A 13,642-nucleotide genomic window follows, 5' to 3' on the forward strand; every position below is an offset into this window, starting at 1 on the left:
CGGACGACGGAACGAAAGCCGATTCATATCCAGCGCTTTTTGCGAATTCTTCTATATGTGATTCCGTTATCGGAATGACATATCCGCTTATAACTTTGTCTTTTTGGAGTCGCAATATGATTCCATGCAAAATTGTTGATAATCGACATTCATTCGTCACAGAAAGGGGCCATGGCGACGGCCGGGACATGCAATGGGAGACCGCCTGCGACGCCGCAGGCATCCATGCATGAGATCAGGATGATGAACGGCGGCCGAGGAACTTCTGAACGATCTCGGTTTGAGGATTCATCATGACCTGTTTCACACTACCGATTTCACAAATCTCTCCCGCACTCAGAAACGCCACGCGATCCGCCGATTCACGAACGAAATCCATGTCATGCGTGACCACGACCATGGTCATCCCTTCGCGCCTCAGGGTTCGCATTGTATCCAGCACCTCGGCGACCAGTTCCGGGTCCAGCGCGGATGTGACCTCGTCGAAGAGCATGTAGCGCGGTTCCATGGCCAGCGCGCGCGCGATCGCGAGGCGCTGCTGCTGGCCACCCGACAGATTCCTTGGATAGAAGGAGGCTTTATCGCCGAGGCCGACATGCGTGAGATGCCTGTGCGCGTTCGCAAGCGCCTCGCGCCTGGGAACCTTGGCCACGACCCTTGGCGCCAGGGCGACGTTTTCGAGCGCGGTCAGATGCGGAAAGGCCTCGTATTGCTGGAACACCATGCCGACCTTGCGTCGGAGATGATTGATGCTGACTGACTTTGAACAGATATCGACACCGTCAACGAGAATCTCACCACCCTGTATCGGCTCCAGACCATTGATACATTGAAGGAGGGTCGATTTACCCGAACCGCTTCCGCCGATCAGGCAGAGCAGTTCCCCCTGATGAACGTCCAGACTGATACCGTTCAGAATCATCGTCTCGCCGAACGATTTTCTGACGTTTCTAATTTCGATCACTCGGCCATCCTCCGCTCTATTCTGCGTGTGCAGAACGTGATGACGTGACAGATGAAGAAATACGTGGCGCCTATGCCGCCCAACACCAGGAAGGTGTGGTGGGTTCTGGCATTGAGAATCTGACCGGCCTTCGTCAGTTCGACATATCCGAAAATCCCCACCAGAGCGCTGTCCTTGACGAGGCAAAGCGCCGCCCCCACCCACGCAGGGAAGCCGCCGCGAAGGGCGAGCGGCAGCGACACCACCCGCAACTCCTGCCAGGACGACATGCCGAGCGACCGCGCGACTCGCCGCAGGCCGGGTGCTACAGCCTCATAGGCGCCCCGGACGATCTCCGCCGTCACCATCGTCATCCAGGCGCCCAGCGCCAGTGTGCCGAGCTGAAAGGCGGACAGCGGCCATCCTGAAATTGAAAGACATGTATCGAGGATAATGAGCTGAATGATCATGGGCACGCTGCGCACCACATCGACCAGGGGTGAGCTCAATACCCTCACGACCGGACTGAGTGCCCGCAACACCCCCAGCGGAATGCCCAGAAGAGTGCCGAGCAGGACAGACATGAAGGTCAGTTGGAGCGTTCGCAACGACGCCACCAGGACGTATAGCGCGTCGCTCCAATGGAGCTGCTGCCACGCCGCGGTATAATGCATGGCTATCTCCGCCCATACAGACGCGCATACAGAAGTTCCGCGCCCAGAATCAATAATTTGGCCATCAGGTAATACAGCAACGCCGCCATGGCGAACGTCTCGAGCGTGCGGTAATTGACCGATTGAGCCTGTTCCGCCGCGCCGGCCAGTTCCCGCAGGCCGATCAGCAGGCCCAGGGATGTGTTGAGCATGGCCCATATCATCTGGGTCATGACCGAATAGAAGACGATACGCAGCAACTGGGGCCACACGATATAGGCGTAGGCCTGTGTCGCCGACATACCGAGTGAACGGCCTGAAATATATTGATAGCGGGGCACCGTTGCCAGACCGCCACGGAATATTTCGATCAGATAGCCGATATTGTTGAAGGAGATCGCCAGCAGAGTGGCCGCGTAGCTCGATATGTTGAAACCATATGCGCCCAGGCCGAAATATACGGCATAGACCTGCAGCAGGACGGGCGTATTGCGCGCGACGTCTACCCAAGCGCCAGCCACACCGGACCATACACCGCGGCCCTGCCATCGCATGACCGCCAGCGGGACGGACACACCCACGCCGATGATCATGGACAATATGGTGAGCTGGAGCGTGACCACGGCCCCCTGCAATAACGAGGGCAGGTCCCGCAGCGCCATGACCCAGTGAAAATGGTAGTCTGACATCAAAGAAGAAAATCCATCACAATATTCCCACCTGTATCAGGGCGCGAAGGCGCGTCAGGGCGAAACGGTATTGGTTGACAGATCAGGGAGTGGGCCATCACCGAAATAGGTCCGGTACAATTGCGCGAACCTGCCGCTGACGTTCTGGCTCCAGATAAATTGATTGACCCAATTCAGGAACTGTACGTCGTCACGCCTAACGCCGATGGACACCAGATCGTTCAGCGGCACGGAGCCGGCATTCACGAAGTCCGGAAACATGCCGCTGTCCTGGAGGGTCTTGAAGACGCCGACCGCCTGCAATATCGCATCGACCTTCCCTTCTTCCAGCGCCAGGAAGGCCTCGTTGTCTCCGCCATAGGCTGTATAGGTCGCGCCTTTTCCTTTCCAGGACCCGGCCATTTCCTTTTTCAGCAGAGCTTCGTTGGTCGTGCCGGCGACGCCACCGAGTCTTTTATCCGCAAGATCGGCGAAAGCGCTTATCCCGCTTCCGCGGCGAGAGATGATGATCGTCGCGTAACTCATGTAAGGGCGGCTGAAGGCGATGGTGAGACCACGCTGCGGCGTTCCCGTCGTGGACGCGATCAGCACATCGATGCGCTTGGCCACCAGGGCGGGAATCCGGTTGCTGGCGGGTGTCTCGATGATGTCGGCCTTGACGCCCATGACCTGTGCCATATCCCGGCAATAGGCCACGTCGAAACCATCCGGTTCGTTACGGGCGTTACGATAGCCGGACGGAGGCGAGTCCAGGACGACCCCGCACCGCAGCACCCCCCTATCGACCACGGTGTCGAGCGCGGACTCCGCAGCATGGGACGCGGGCACGTTTATCGCCCCCACCCAAACACCAACGCCGGCCGCCAGAATTCTTTTGAGCATGAACCACCTGCATGTGCGGACTTCAATTCCGCCGCCAATACTTCGCGAAACGGAGCGGCTCCGGGTATCATAACAACCCGCACAACCTGTTTACAACGCAAGGACAGACGCATTTCAAACCACGAAAACCGTCGTGGTGCCCCACAGTGATTGCAGATTGTCTACGATCAGTCAACATCGGAACGATCTTGTTTCGCAACGGATGGTTTCATTGACTTACCACGGATATCCCTCACTCTTACGTCATGAAATCCCGAAAGCCGGGACATTTCCGCGCTTGACAGATTGTAGACAATCGCCAATTTTATACGCGTAGCGACGGATCGGATGCGCGCAGAATGAGGCTCTGGGCATAAGGGACGTCTTTCGTTCGGAAATATTCCGTCAATGGGCAATCGACGACCTGGCGGACGTGTCGAGAACGATCCTGATGAGACCGGCTGTCGTGCCCGCGCCACAGACGTGAATTCGGGAATCGTGTCTTTATCAATGGGAGCAAGATCGTGGAACTGGGTCTCTTTAGTCTGATGACGTTGCGGGATCATCCGAACGGCGCGGCCGGCGTGATGTCCGATACCCGCAAGATGGTCGAAGCGGCGGAGGAACTGGGCTTTGACATCGCCTGGTTTGCCGAGCATCATTTTGCGAACTATTCGAGCTCCCCGTCGCCGCTCATGATGGTATCCTACGCTTCGGGATGGACCAAGAAGATCAAGCTTGGGCCGGGAGTGATCGTTTTACCGCTCTACAACCCGCTGCGGGTCGCCCAGGAGATCGCGGTGGCCGACGTTCAGTCGGAAGGGCGGCTGGTCGTGGGACTGGGCACCGGATACCAGCAATATGAATTCGACCGCTACGGTACACGGCTGGAAGACAAGGTTGACGTTTTCCTGGAATACTGGGACGTGATCGAGACGGCCCTGACACAGGGTGTTGTCGAGTACAAGGGCCAGCATTTTTCGGTACCCAAGACGACGTTCGCGATTTCGACGCAACAGAAGCCCCTGCCGGAGCTTTATGTCACGTCTTCGCATCCCAGACTGCTGGAGCGTTTCAAACGCTGGCACGGCGCGCCGTTTATCGCCGCCAGCACCCTGGGCTCGCCCGTACTGTACAAGATGGCCGACGCCCTGGACGCGGGCTGGCAGGCAATCGACGAAGATCCGGCGACAAGACCGCTTGCGATCATGCAATATGTCCATATCGTCGATACGCATGCCGAAGCCCTCGCGGCGGCCGAGCGCGCGCGTTACGTCGGCCGGATGGCGCACTTCCTGCGGCAGGCGGAACTGCCGCTCGATCAGGACGGCTTTATACGCAACGAGGCCTTCCCCGGAGAAAATACGCTGGAGGGTTTCGCGAACAACATGGTCGTCGGGGACCCGCATGTGGTCGCGGAGAAGATGGTGGCCGATATCAAGCGCCTGAACCCGACCAATTATACCTGCAATTTCCAGTTTGGCTGCATGCCTCTGGAGAGTGCGATGAAATCCCTGCACCGTTTCCGGAGCGAGGTGCTGCCGCTCGTGGAACGGGAGGTCGGCCCGATTGACGCGATCGGCGCAGCGCGGCGCGGAAGCGTGCCGGCAGGCAACTGACGCGATCCTGCGCGGGAAGCCGCATCCCTGGATCGTTATTGTAATGGGTGGCACGCATATCGCGTGGCATGTCGGGTTATTCAGGCAGAAAGATCAGGAGGATCACGAGCATGTCGATGGTTTTTTCTCTTCACGATCGTACGGCCCTCATCACCGGGGGCGCCTCGGGCATTGGCCTCGAGACAGCCAGGATGTTGGGCGAATTTGGCGCGAAGATCGCGATCAACTATCTGCCGGGCGACCCGCGCGGGGCGGAGGCGCTCGCGGCCCTGAAAGCCGAAGGGTATGACGTGGTCGGCGCGCCAGCCGACCTGGGCGATGCCGAGCAGGCCGCCGAGATGGTGCGCAAGGCCGTCAGCGATCTCGGGCGGCTGGACCTGCTTGTCAATAATGCGGGCACGCCCGGCCTGACCCGCCCGGTGCCGATCAACGATCTGGACGGAATTACCGAAGAGCTTTGGGCGACTTTGCTGAACGTCAACCTCATGAGCGTATTTCGGTGCTCCAAGGCTGCCGCTGGCGCGCTGAAGGAAAGTGGAGGGGCTATCGTCAATACCGCATCGATCGCGGGGTTCGGCGCGGTCGCGAGTTCCATCGCCTACAGCGCATCGAAGGCGGCTGTCATCAATCTGACGAAGAATCTCGCCCGGGCGCTGGCACCCGACGTGCGTGTGAATGCGGTGGCACCTGGCTGCGTCGAAAGCTCCTGGAGCATCGAATGGTCGAAGGAACGCAGCGAGAGCACGATCGAGGCCACCCCGTTGCGGCGGATCTGCTCGACGCGCGACGTGGCCGAATTGATCGTGTTCCTGGGGTTCGGCGGCCGGATGATTACCGGCCAGACGGTCGCAATCGATGGCGGCGTTTTCATGTAATCGCGTACCGGATCCATCCCGCATGACTTGAAATCATGTGAGTGAATACACGCCGGTATTTCATTTTAGGGCGTCATGGCGTGATCGGGCGCGTCCGGCCGGCCACGCGCCGTGCCAGGCAGCATCCATGGGCCTGGCACGCCTGCATCTGGCGGCCGACTGTGAGGATATGAATATGATCACGGAAATCATCAAAGTAAAATCGGGTAGCATCCTTGAAGACAAGGAGAGCTATTCGCGCGTTACGGTGCTCGGCGAATGGATTTTCATGTCTTTGACGGCAGGGCGCGACTACAAGACGCGCCGGATGCCGGAGACGGCTCGGGCGCAGGCCGAGCAGGCGTTCAGGAATGTCGAGGGCGCTCTGGCGGCGGTCGGGTCTTCGTTGGCTGACGTTATCCGTTCGCGCGTTTTTATTCCTCGCCAGGAAGACGTGAAGGATGTCATGGAATTGATCGGCGAGAAATATCGCGGCATCGATCCCACAAGCTGTGTCACGTGCTCCCCTCTCGGCGGGCCGGAATATCTGTTCGAGATCGAGATCACCGCCTATCGCGGCGCGGGATCACTGGAGAAAAAACACATCCAGATCTCGTTGTAGAGCCGGGTGCCCTTCCGCCCGGGCCCGATGGTGTGGGGGAACCGCCGGTACCTGCAGGGTGCCGGCCACCCGCCGGCGCCTCGCGCCATCCTGCCAGGTCCGTCGGGTTCAATCTGGTGTCACGGCAGCGCGTTCAAGTGCCCTTTACCAGATCGGTCCATCCCTTCCCCGCCGCCGATGCGTCGACAGGGGTTTAAGGATGTAATATGTCTCTTCGAAAGCTTGCCTGGAGGAGAGAAACGTGGCCGTGCTGGGGAAAGCCAAGACGCCGCTAGTACCCATCAAGACGCTGGAAAGCTCGGAATTCGCTTCTGAACAGATCAGGAACGCGATCATCTCGGGCGAATTCCAGCCGGGCGATCGCCTTGTTGAGCAGCAGCTTACCGAGATGCTTGACGTGTCGCGCCATCCGATCCGCGAGGCCCTGCGCGTGCTCGCTCGGGAAGGCTTCGTCGAGCTTCGGCGTAATCGCGGTGCCGTCGTCAGCGCCGTCGATGCGGCGGATGTTCTTGAAGTCTACAAGATCCGCATGGCACTCGGCAAAATTGCCCTGACATATCTTATCGAGGAACTTGGAGGGATGGATGCGCGCAATCTGCGTGCCCTCGAGAAGCTTAGCCAGAACGCGATCCGCTTCGCGCAGATGGAGAAGCAGGAGGAAACCATCCAGAACGATCTCAAATTCCAGCAGGCGATCATAGACGCGACCGGGTTGCAGAGAACCATCCGTTGCTTTTCTGAACTGACAGGCGATGTTCGCCGTTTCAACTGCATGCTCGGCGCGGTCTATACTGATCGTCTGACCGACGCCGAACGCTATGTTGTCGCGCTTTTTCACGCGATCCGCGACAAGGACCTGGCGGCCGCGCAGCGCATCTGGCAGGCGAAATTCGCCAAGGCCGTTGAGAGATATCTGGCGCTTATCAAGGATGTCGGTTCCGATGGTATCGCCACGGAAGCGAAGGGTTGATGTCGCCCGATTGATATTCGGCCTGGAGCGATCTGACGCGCGTTTCCTCAGTGTCAGTTCAGTTCGCTCTGGATCTGGCGGGCGACGCGGAAGATGGTTTCGCGTAGCCAGCGGTGGACCGGGTCGTTGTCGCGCCTGGGGTGCCAGGCCTGGAAGGCTTCGACGCGGGGGAGCGGGAACGGGTAGTCGAACAGGGCCAGTCCGCGTTCGGCCAGCGGCACGCGGTAGAGGGCCATGTCGGGCAGGGTCACGATGAGGTCCGTGTCGCGCATGCTGTCGATCATGGCCTTGTAATGCGGGACGACCAGGACGATGCGGCGGGACAGGCCGTGCTGGTCGCGCAGGATGCGGTCGATCGGGCCGTGGGCGCGGCCGCGGCGCGAGACGCTGATATGGTCGTAACGGGTCAGGGCTTCGGGCGTGATGCCCTCGGCGAAGATCGGGTGGTCCTTTCGCACCAGCGCCTTCATGATGTTGTAGAAGATGGTCTGGCGGCGGATTTCCGGCTTCAGCATGTCGGTCGCGCCGATATAGAGGTCGATCGCGTCCTCGCGCAGGGCCTGGTTGGCGGCGTCGTCGACTTCGGGCGCGAAGACCAGTTCGCAGTTCGGGCAATCGTGCCGGAGTGCCCGCAACAGCGGCAGCGCCAGCGGGGCGATGACGACATCGTTGGCGCGGATGGTGAATTTGGGCGCCATGTTGCGCAGGTCGGCCAGGACCTGGGTTTCGATCAGCCCGTCGGCGGCGCGTACCACCGCCTGCACCCGGTCACGGATGCCCAGCGCGAAGGCCGAGGCGATGAGGTGCCGGCCCGAGGGCACCAGGATCGGGTCGCCGAAGACGCCGCGTAATTTGGCCAGGTGGCGGCTCATCGCCGGTTCGCTGACATGCATGCGCCGCGCGGCGATGGAGACGCTCTGCTCTTCAATCAGCACCTGCAGGAAGCGCAACAGGTCGAGATCGTATCCACGCATCCGGGCAGCCTATCTTTTCGCGCAGGGGAAAGGCCAGCGGAAACGCTTCCGGAAAGTGGAAGCCTGACATAATCGGAATGGAGGTTTTCGGCGTTTCGATTTCGATGATCATCCGGCCATGATTTCCGACCCCCATGATATGCGCGGCGGCGCGGCGGCCCCGGATGGGCTGACCATACCGGCCCCTCCGCCGGCGGCGGCTGCCCCGGCGGCGCCGGTGATCCATGCCGCGCCGCCGGTGCCGTCGTACATTCCGCCCTTCGGGCTGCGCACGATCATCGGCTGTCTGGGCATGCTGCTGGCGGTGCATGTGGCGGGGTTCAACGAGCATGTGACGGAAATCGGCCTGTCCGACATTCGTGGTGCCATGCATATCGGCCACGATGAGGGCACCTGGTTCACCACGATCTACGAGGCGTTCAACATCGCGTCCATGGCGTTCACGCCGTGGTTCTACATGACGTTTTCGATCTATCGTTTTTCGATCTTCATCACCGCGACGATGGCGCTGCTGGCCATTCCAGCACCCTTCATGCCCGACATCACGTCGCTTTGCGTACTGCGGGCGTTCCAGGGGCTGACGGCGGGGTGCCTGCCGCCGGTGCTGATGACCGTGATGCTGAAATATCTGCCGGCGGAAATTCGGGTGTTCGGCATTGGCGGCTATGCCATGAGTGCGACCTTCGGCCCCAATCTGGGCCTGCCGCTGGAAGCGTTCTGGTTCGAACATGTCGGCTGGCACTGGCTGTATTGGGAGATCATTCCCCTGGCCGCGCTGTCGGTGGCGATGCTGGCCTATGGGCTGCCGCGCGACCCGATGCATCTGGAGCGGTTCGAGAAATTCAACTGGTTCGGGTTGCTGGTCGGGCTGCCGGCGATCTGTTCGCTGGTGATCGTGCTGTATCAGGGCGACCGGCTGGACTGGTTCCGCTCGCCCGTCATCACGCATCTGGCGTTGTGGGGCGGGGCCGCGTTCGTCGTGTTCCTGATCAACGAATCGTTTCATCCCAGCCCGTATTTCAAGATTCATTATTGGCTGTCGCGCAATATCCAGGCCTCGCTGCTGTCGCTGGTGGGGATTCTGGCGATCTGCGGGCTGATGGCCGAATTGCCGGCGCTGTATCTGGAGGAGGTGCGGGGCTACCGGCCGATCCAGACCGCGCCGGTCTCGCTGGTGGTGGCGCTGCCGCAATTGATCATGCTTCCGCTGATCGCGGCCATCTGCAACAGCCGTCGTGTCGATTGCCGCTATGTGCTGGCCGGCGGCATGCTGTGCCTGGCGGCGGCTGCGTGGTGCGGCACCTGGCTGACGCCCGACTGGGTGCGGGAGAATTTCTACCTCATCCAGATTCTTCAGGTATTCGGCCAGCCGATGACGGTGATCCCGACCCTGATGCTGGCGACGCTGGCGCTGGGGCCGGCGGACGGGCCGTTCATCTCGGGCATGGTCAACATGCTCAAGGGGCTGGCCAATGCCGTGGCCTTCGCGCTGTTCGCCGCACTGACGCGGCGGCGGGAGCAGTATCATTCCACCATGCTGCTCGACCATCACGGCACGCACGGGCTGGCGTTGCAGGGGCTGGGCGACCCGATCGGCCAGCAGCTTGCCGGGACCTCGCCCGATGCCGCGCATGTCGCGCGCAACGCGCTGGAAGTCTTTCACACTTACATACGCGAGCAGGCGCTCGTTCTCGGGCTGGCGGACATCTATTTCATCCTGATCTGGGTCTGCCTGTTCTACGCCGTGCTGAACGTCGTCCTGCCTCGCCGCGTCTATCCGCCCCGCCCGCCGTCGGCGACGGCTCCTGCCCACTGATTCCTGCGGACTCCATCGAATGATTTACAGAAAACCCCTGCTTTATGCTGGCAGTACCGCCATCGTGCTTGCACTCGCCGCGTGGGGCGGCAGTCGGCTGGTGCTGGGCAATGGTGTCGACCAATACACGAACGATGCTTATGTCACCGCCGATTTCACCGCCGTCGCCCCCAAGGTGGCGGGCCGGATCGACCGCGTGCTGGCCGAGGATAACGAGGCCGTGCATGCGGGCGACGAGCTGGCCCATATCGAGGATGACGATTACCACGCGGCGCTGGATGCCGCGCGCGGCCGGCTGCTGGCCGCACAGGGGGCGGTGGGGAACCTGGAAGCGGAGCTGGCGCGGCAGGATTCGGTGATTGCGGGCGCGCGGGCGGCGGTGCAGGCCGACCAGGCCACGTTGCTGTTCGCGCGCCAGAACATGGCGCGCTATCGCGACCTGTCATCGGGTGGGGCGGGCACGGTGGAGCAGAAGCAGGCCACCGAGGCGCGCGAGAGGGAGACCGAGGCCGCCGTGGCGCGGGACGAGGCCGCGACCGACAGTGCCATCCGGCAGGTCGATGTGCTGAAGGCGCAGTTGGCGCGAGCGCAGGGGGAGTTGTTGCAGGCACAGGGGGACGCGCGGCAGGCGGAATTGAACCTGTCCTACTGCACCATTCCGGCGCCGGTGAGCGGCATTGTCGGCGAGCGCGGGGTGCGTGTCGGTGCCTATGTGCATCCGGGCACTGCGATCCTGGCCGTGGTGCCCACGCAGGCGGCCTATGTGCTGGCGAATTACCAGGAAACGCAATTGACGCATGTGCAGACGGGGCAGAGTGCGACCATATGGGTCGATACCTTTCCCGGCCATCCGCTGAAGGCGCATGTGGATTCGCTGGCGCCCGCGACCGGCGTGGCCTTCGCGCCGATCCAGCCGGACAATGCGACCGGCAATTTCACCAAGGTGGTGCAGCGTGTTCCGGTCAAGCTGACCTTCGACCCCGGCCAGCCTCTGGCGGCCAGGGTCCGTGTCGGCATGTCGGTGGAAGTCAGCATCGATACTGCGTCCCAGCCCTCCGGGCCTCATGCCGATGATGCGCGCTATGTCTGGCGTTAGGGCTCTGTCGGCCATGCATCGTGCCAGACGAACCGTCCGCCGATCTCTCGCCCCCGCCCTCTGCCTCTCGGCCCTGACCGCCTGCACGGTCGGCCCCGACTATCATAAGCCGGTGGCCGACAGTCCGCGCGCGTGGCATCAGAGCGTGGCGCCCGCACCCAGCCACCCGGTCATGGCCTCGACCGATCCGCAATGGTGGCGGCAGTTCAACGACCCGGTGCTGACGGCGCTGGAGCAGGATGTCGCGGCGGCGAATCTGGACCTTCAGGCGGCATCGCTGCGGCTGATGGAAAGCGCGGCCGAGCGGCGGATTGCCAGTGCGGCGCAGTTTCCGCATGCCGAGGCCAATGCGTCCTATGCGCGCGAGCGCGCCAGCACCAACGGCATCCTCGGCCTGCTGGGGACCATGGAGCGCGAGCAGGCCGGGACGGTGGCCAGCGGCACGCAGGGTTTCGGCCCGACCGCGCTGCCGGGCAGTGTGGGCAATCCGTCGTTCAACCTGCCGCAATATGGCATGAATGCCTCGTGGGAAGTCGATCTGTGGGGGCATGTGCGGCGGCAGGTGGAAGCGGCCACGGCGGCCATGCAGGCCAGCGAGGATATGCGCCGCGACGTGCTGGTGTCGCTGATGGCCGAGACCGCGCAGGATTATATCGACCTGCGGGGCGTGCAGGCGCGGCTGGCCATTCTGGACCATAACATCGCCATTGCCCGCGATAGCGTGCGGCTGACGACGATGCGCTTCGACCACGGGGCGGCGACGCGGCTGGATGTGGCGGATTCGACGGGCCAGTTGCGCGGGTTCGAGGCCCAGCGGTCGCCGCTGGAGCGCCAGCAGGTGCATCTGCTCAATGCGTTGAGCTTTCTGGTGGCGCGCGCGCCCGGCGCGCTGAATGCGCAGCTTGGCAAGCCCGCGCCCATTCCGCCGGTGCCGGCCGAGCTGCCGGTCGGGCTGCCGTCGCAATTGGCCGAGCGGCGGCCGGACATTCGCATGGCGGAGGAGCGGCTGCATGTCGCCACCGCCAGCGTTGGTGTCGCGGTGGCCGATTTCTTCCCGCGCATCACGCTGTCGGGCAGCCTCGATATCCAGGCGCTGCAATTCAGCGGGCTGGGGTCCTGGGCGTCGCGCCAGTACGGGTTCGGGCCGACGGCTACCCTGCCGCTGTTCGAGGGCGGGCGGCTGACCGGGCAGTTGCGTCTGCGCAAGGCCCAGCAGAAGGAGGCCGCGATCATGCTGCGCCGGACGGTGCTGAAGGCGTGGCAGGAGGTCGACGATGCGATGACCGACCTGGCGACCGCGCAAGCCGAACGCGACCGGCTGCGCGAGGCGGTGCGGGAGAACGAGATCGCCGTGGACACCGCGCGGGCGCAATACAAGGCGGGGTCTTCGGATTTCCTGACCGTGCTGACGGTGCAGAACCAGCTTCTGGCATCGCAGGCCCGGTTCGTGGATGCGACGACGGAGATTTCGCGCGCGGTGACGCAGCTTTATCGCGCGCTGGGCGGCGGGTGGGAGGCGACTTACCCTGACGCGGCCCCGGCGACAGCGCATGGCTGAGAGTCTGTCTGGACATGCGCGCTGGCGGCGATCCGACGCGCGTTTCCTGCGCTTCGGTGCTCACGGCCCCAAAGGCCGCTCTGCTCCGATGCTCGGAAACACACGACGGGCGCGGCCCTGACGGGCCGCTCTCGCTCGCCAGCCCACATTTCCAGACAGACTCTGAAGAAAGGATCAGGACCCGATGATCACGATCCGGCGTGCGAACGCTCTGGGCCAGGTGCAGTGGGGCGACGTTCTGTTGCACTGCCATTTCGCCTTCGGGGCCTATGAGGACCCGCAGCATGTGCATGACGGCCGGCTGCGCGCGGTCAATGCGGGGCATCTGCCCGCCGATGCGGAGTATGTGCTGGGGCCCGAACGGAATGTCGATATCGCGACCTGGGTGGCGGACGGCACGCTGACGGTGCGTAGCGACCTGTTTGCGGACGAAAGCATCGGGACCGGGGGGCTGCATCTGATCTCGACCGCCGCCGGGTGCCTGTCGATGGGCTGGCGCGCGGGGGTGGGCGGGGCGACGTTCGTGCAATTCTGGTTCTTGCCCGATGATGAAGGGGGCACGCCGGTGCAGGAGGCGCGCCCGGCCTTTGCCGGGCTGGAAGAGGGTGGTTTCCGCATTCTCGCCTCCGGCTTTCCCGAGGATGACCCGGAGGAGACGGGCACCATCACCGATGGCGCGCCAGTGGTGCTGCGCGCCCGCGCCCGCCTGCTGCATGCGGCGATCCCGCAGGGTGAAGGGGCGTGTTACCGGACGACGCCGGGCCGTGCGCTCTATCTGGTGGTGGTGCGGGGCACCGTTACGCTGGAGAGCGCGTGCCTCGGCCCCGGCGATGCCGCGCGGATGGACGACGAGCAGCAATTCATCGTCATGGCGGGCGAAGATGCCGTGATCCTGCTGGCTGATACGGCGAGGTGAAGGGATAGCGAGGAAGGAGGCGGCAGCTTTTTTCGTATCGCATTGCGACAGCGCGCCACTCCTTCAGGCGG

General features: G+C 62.7%; 14 protein-coding genes. 8 read left to right on the plus strand and 6 right to left on the minus strand.

Annotated features, from left to right (window positions below; genetic code table 11):
- Positions 1-235 precede the first annotated feature (235 nt).
- Genes HLH35_RS16645 through HLH35_RS16660 form a run of 4 tightly spaced genes read right to left on the minus strand, consistent with a single transcriptional unit; the run spans position 236 to position 3,167 of the window.
- Positions 236-964, minus strand: a complete 729-nt coding sequence (locus tag HLH35_RS16645) for an ATP-binding cassette domain-containing protein (protein WP_182980210.1) — start codon at positions 962-964, stop codon at positions 236-238.
- Positions 961-1,617 carry an amino acid ABC transporter permease gene (locus HLH35_RS16650; RefSeq protein ID WP_182980211.1) on the minus strand — a complete coding sequence of 219 codons (657 nt, stop codon included), beginning with the start codon at positions 1,615-1,617 and terminating at the stop codon, positions 961-963. Before HLH35_RS16650 ends, HLH35_RS16645 begins: the two co-directional genes overlap by 4 nt.
- A 2-nt stretch (positions 1,618-1,619) precedes the next feature.
- Complete coding sequence (locus HLH35_RS16655; protein ID WP_182980212.1) at positions 1,620-2,285, minus strand: amino acid ABC transporter permease; 666 nt, start codon at positions 2,283-2,285, stop codon at positions 1,620-1,622.
- A 54-nt stretch (positions 2,286-2,339) separates the two neighbouring features.
- The gene (locus HLH35_RS16660; protein ID WP_182980213.1) at positions 2,340-3,167 is read right to left on the minus strand and encodes a transporter substrate-binding domain-containing protein; all 828 of its coding nucleotides are present in this window, start codon (positions 3,165-3,167) and stop codon (positions 2,340-2,342) included.
- 503 nt (positions 3,168-3,670) lie between these two features.
- Between HLH35_RS16660 and HLH35_RS16665 the strand changes: the two genes are divergently transcribed.
- The 4 genes from HLH35_RS16665 (at position 3,671) to HLH35_RS16680 (ending at position 7,211) form a co-directional block, all read left to right on the plus strand.
- A complete protein-coding gene (locus HLH35_RS16665) occupies positions 3,671-4,765 on the plus strand; it encodes an LLM class flavin-dependent oxidoreductase (RefSeq protein WP_182980214.1) in 1,095 nt (364 codons plus the stop codon).
- A 116-nt stretch (positions 4,766-4,881) separates the two neighbouring features.
- On the plus strand, positions 4,882-5,640 hold the full coding sequence (locus HLH35_RS16670) for an SDR family NAD(P)-dependent oxidoreductase (protein WP_182980251.1): 759 nt from the start codon (positions 4,882-4,884) through the stop codon (positions 5,638-5,640).
- A gap of 37 nt (positions 5,641-5,677) precedes the next feature.
- A complete protein-coding gene (locus HLH35_RS16675) occupies positions 5,678-6,241 on the plus strand; it encodes a Rid family hydrolase (protein ID WP_338029380.1) in 564 nt (187 codons plus the stop codon).
- A 241-nt stretch (positions 6,242-6,482) separates the two neighbouring features.
- Positions 6,483-7,211, plus strand: coding sequence for a GntR family transcriptional regulator (locus HLH35_RS16680; protein ID WP_220790736.1), 729 nt, complete (start codon positions 6,483-6,485; stop codon positions 7,209-7,211).
- A 53-nt stretch (positions 7,212-7,264) separates the two neighbouring features.
- Here HLH35_RS16680 and HLH35_RS16685 read toward each other — a convergent pair whose 3' ends face one another.
- Together HLH35_RS16685 and HLH35_RS16690 are read right to left on the minus strand one after the other, a co-directional pair.
- Complete coding sequence (locus tag HLH35_RS16685; RefSeq protein WP_182980215.1) at positions 7,265-8,185, minus strand: LysR family transcriptional regulator; 921 nt, start codon at positions 8,183-8,185, stop codon at positions 7,265-7,267.
- Positions 8,136-8,297, minus strand: a complete 162-nt coding sequence (locus HLH35_RS16690) for a hypothetical protein (protein ID WP_182980216.1) — start codon at positions 8,295-8,297, stop codon at positions 8,136-8,138. The genes HLH35_RS16685 and HLH35_RS16690 overlap by 50 nt, the downstream gene beginning before the upstream one ends.
- A 27-nt stretch (positions 8,298-8,324) precedes the next feature.
- Between HLH35_RS16690 and HLH35_RS16695 the strand changes: the two genes are divergently transcribed.
- The 4 genes from HLH35_RS16695 to HLH35_RS16710 all read left to right on the plus strand — a co-directional run bounded on the left by HLH35_RS16695 (position 8,325) and on the right by HLH35_RS16710 (position 13,571).
- Positions 8,325-10,001: an MFS transporter gene (locus HLH35_RS16695; RefSeq protein WP_220790741.1), complete on the plus strand. Its 1,677-nt coding sequence runs from the start codon at positions 8,325-8,327 to the stop codon at positions 9,999-10,001.
- A gap of 19 nt (positions 10,002-10,020) precedes the next feature.
- The gene (locus HLH35_RS16700; RefSeq protein ID WP_182980218.1) at positions 10,021-11,097 is read left to right on the plus strand and encodes an HlyD family secretion protein; all 1,077 of its coding nucleotides are present in this window, start codon (positions 10,021-10,023) and stop codon (positions 11,095-11,097) included.
- Positions 11,098-11,110: 13 nt separating this feature from the next.
- Positions 11,111-12,655: an efflux transporter outer membrane subunit gene (locus HLH35_RS16705; protein ID WP_246385183.1), complete on the plus strand. Its 1,545-nt coding sequence runs from the start codon at positions 11,111-11,113 to the stop codon at positions 12,653-12,655.
- A 184-nt stretch (positions 12,656-12,839) separates the two neighbouring features.
- On the plus strand, positions 12,840-13,571 hold the full coding sequence (locus tag HLH35_RS16710; RefSeq protein WP_182980220.1) for a pirin family protein: 732 nt from the start codon (positions 12,840-12,842) through the stop codon (positions 13,569-13,571).
- The last annotated feature ends 71 nt before the right edge of the window (positions 13,572-13,642 follow it).

Origin of the sequence: Gluconacetobacter asukensis, from assembly GCF_014174375.1 — a bacterium.
GTDB classification, from domain to species: Bacteria; Pseudomonadota; Alphaproteobacteria; order Acetobacterales; family Acetobacteraceae; genus Gluconacetobacter; species Gluconacetobacter asukensis.

Excerpts from the sequence above, each read along its gene's own strand:
- HLH35_RS16650 (WP_182980211.1), bottom strand. The coding sequence starts at position 1,617 with ATGCATTATACCGCGGCGTGGCAGCAGCTCCATTGGAGCGACGCGCTA.
- HLH35_RS16655 (WP_182980212.1), bottom strand. The coding sequence starts at position 2,285 with ATGTCAGACTACCATTTTCACTGGGTCATGGCGCTGCGGGACCTGCCC.
- HLH35_RS16660 (WP_182980213.1), bottom strand. The coding sequence starts at position 3,167 with ATGCTCAAAAGAATTCTGGCGGCCGGCGTTGGTGTTTGGGTGGGGGCG.
- HLH35_RS16670 (WP_182980251.1), top strand. The coding sequence starts at position 4,882 with ATGGTTTTTTCTCTTCACGATCGTACGGCCCTCATCACCGGGGGCGCC.
- HLH35_RS16685 (WP_182980215.1), bottom strand. The coding sequence starts at position 8,185 with ATGCGTGGATACGATCTCGACCTGTTGCGCTTCCTGCAGGTGCTGATT.
- HLH35_RS16690 (WP_182980216.1), bottom strand. The coding sequence starts at position 8,297 with ATGATCATCGAAATCGAAACGCCGAAAACCTCCATTCCGATTATGTCA.
- HLH35_RS16695 (WP_220790741.1), top strand. The coding sequence starts at position 8,325 with ATGCGCGGCGGCGCGGCGGCCCCGGATGGGCTGACCATACCGGCCCCT.
- HLH35_RS16700 (WP_182980218.1), top strand. The coding sequence starts at position 10,021 with ATGATTTACAGAAAACCCCTGCTTTATGCTGGCAGTACCGCCATCGTG.
- HLH35_RS16705 (WP_246385183.1), top strand. The coding sequence starts at position 11,111 with ATGCATCGTGCCAGACGAACCGTCCGCCGATCTCTCGCCCCCGCCCTC.
- HLH35_RS16710 (WP_182980220.1), top strand. The coding sequence starts at position 12,840 with ATGATCACGATCCGGCGTGCGAACGCTCTGGGCCAGGTGCAGTGGGGC.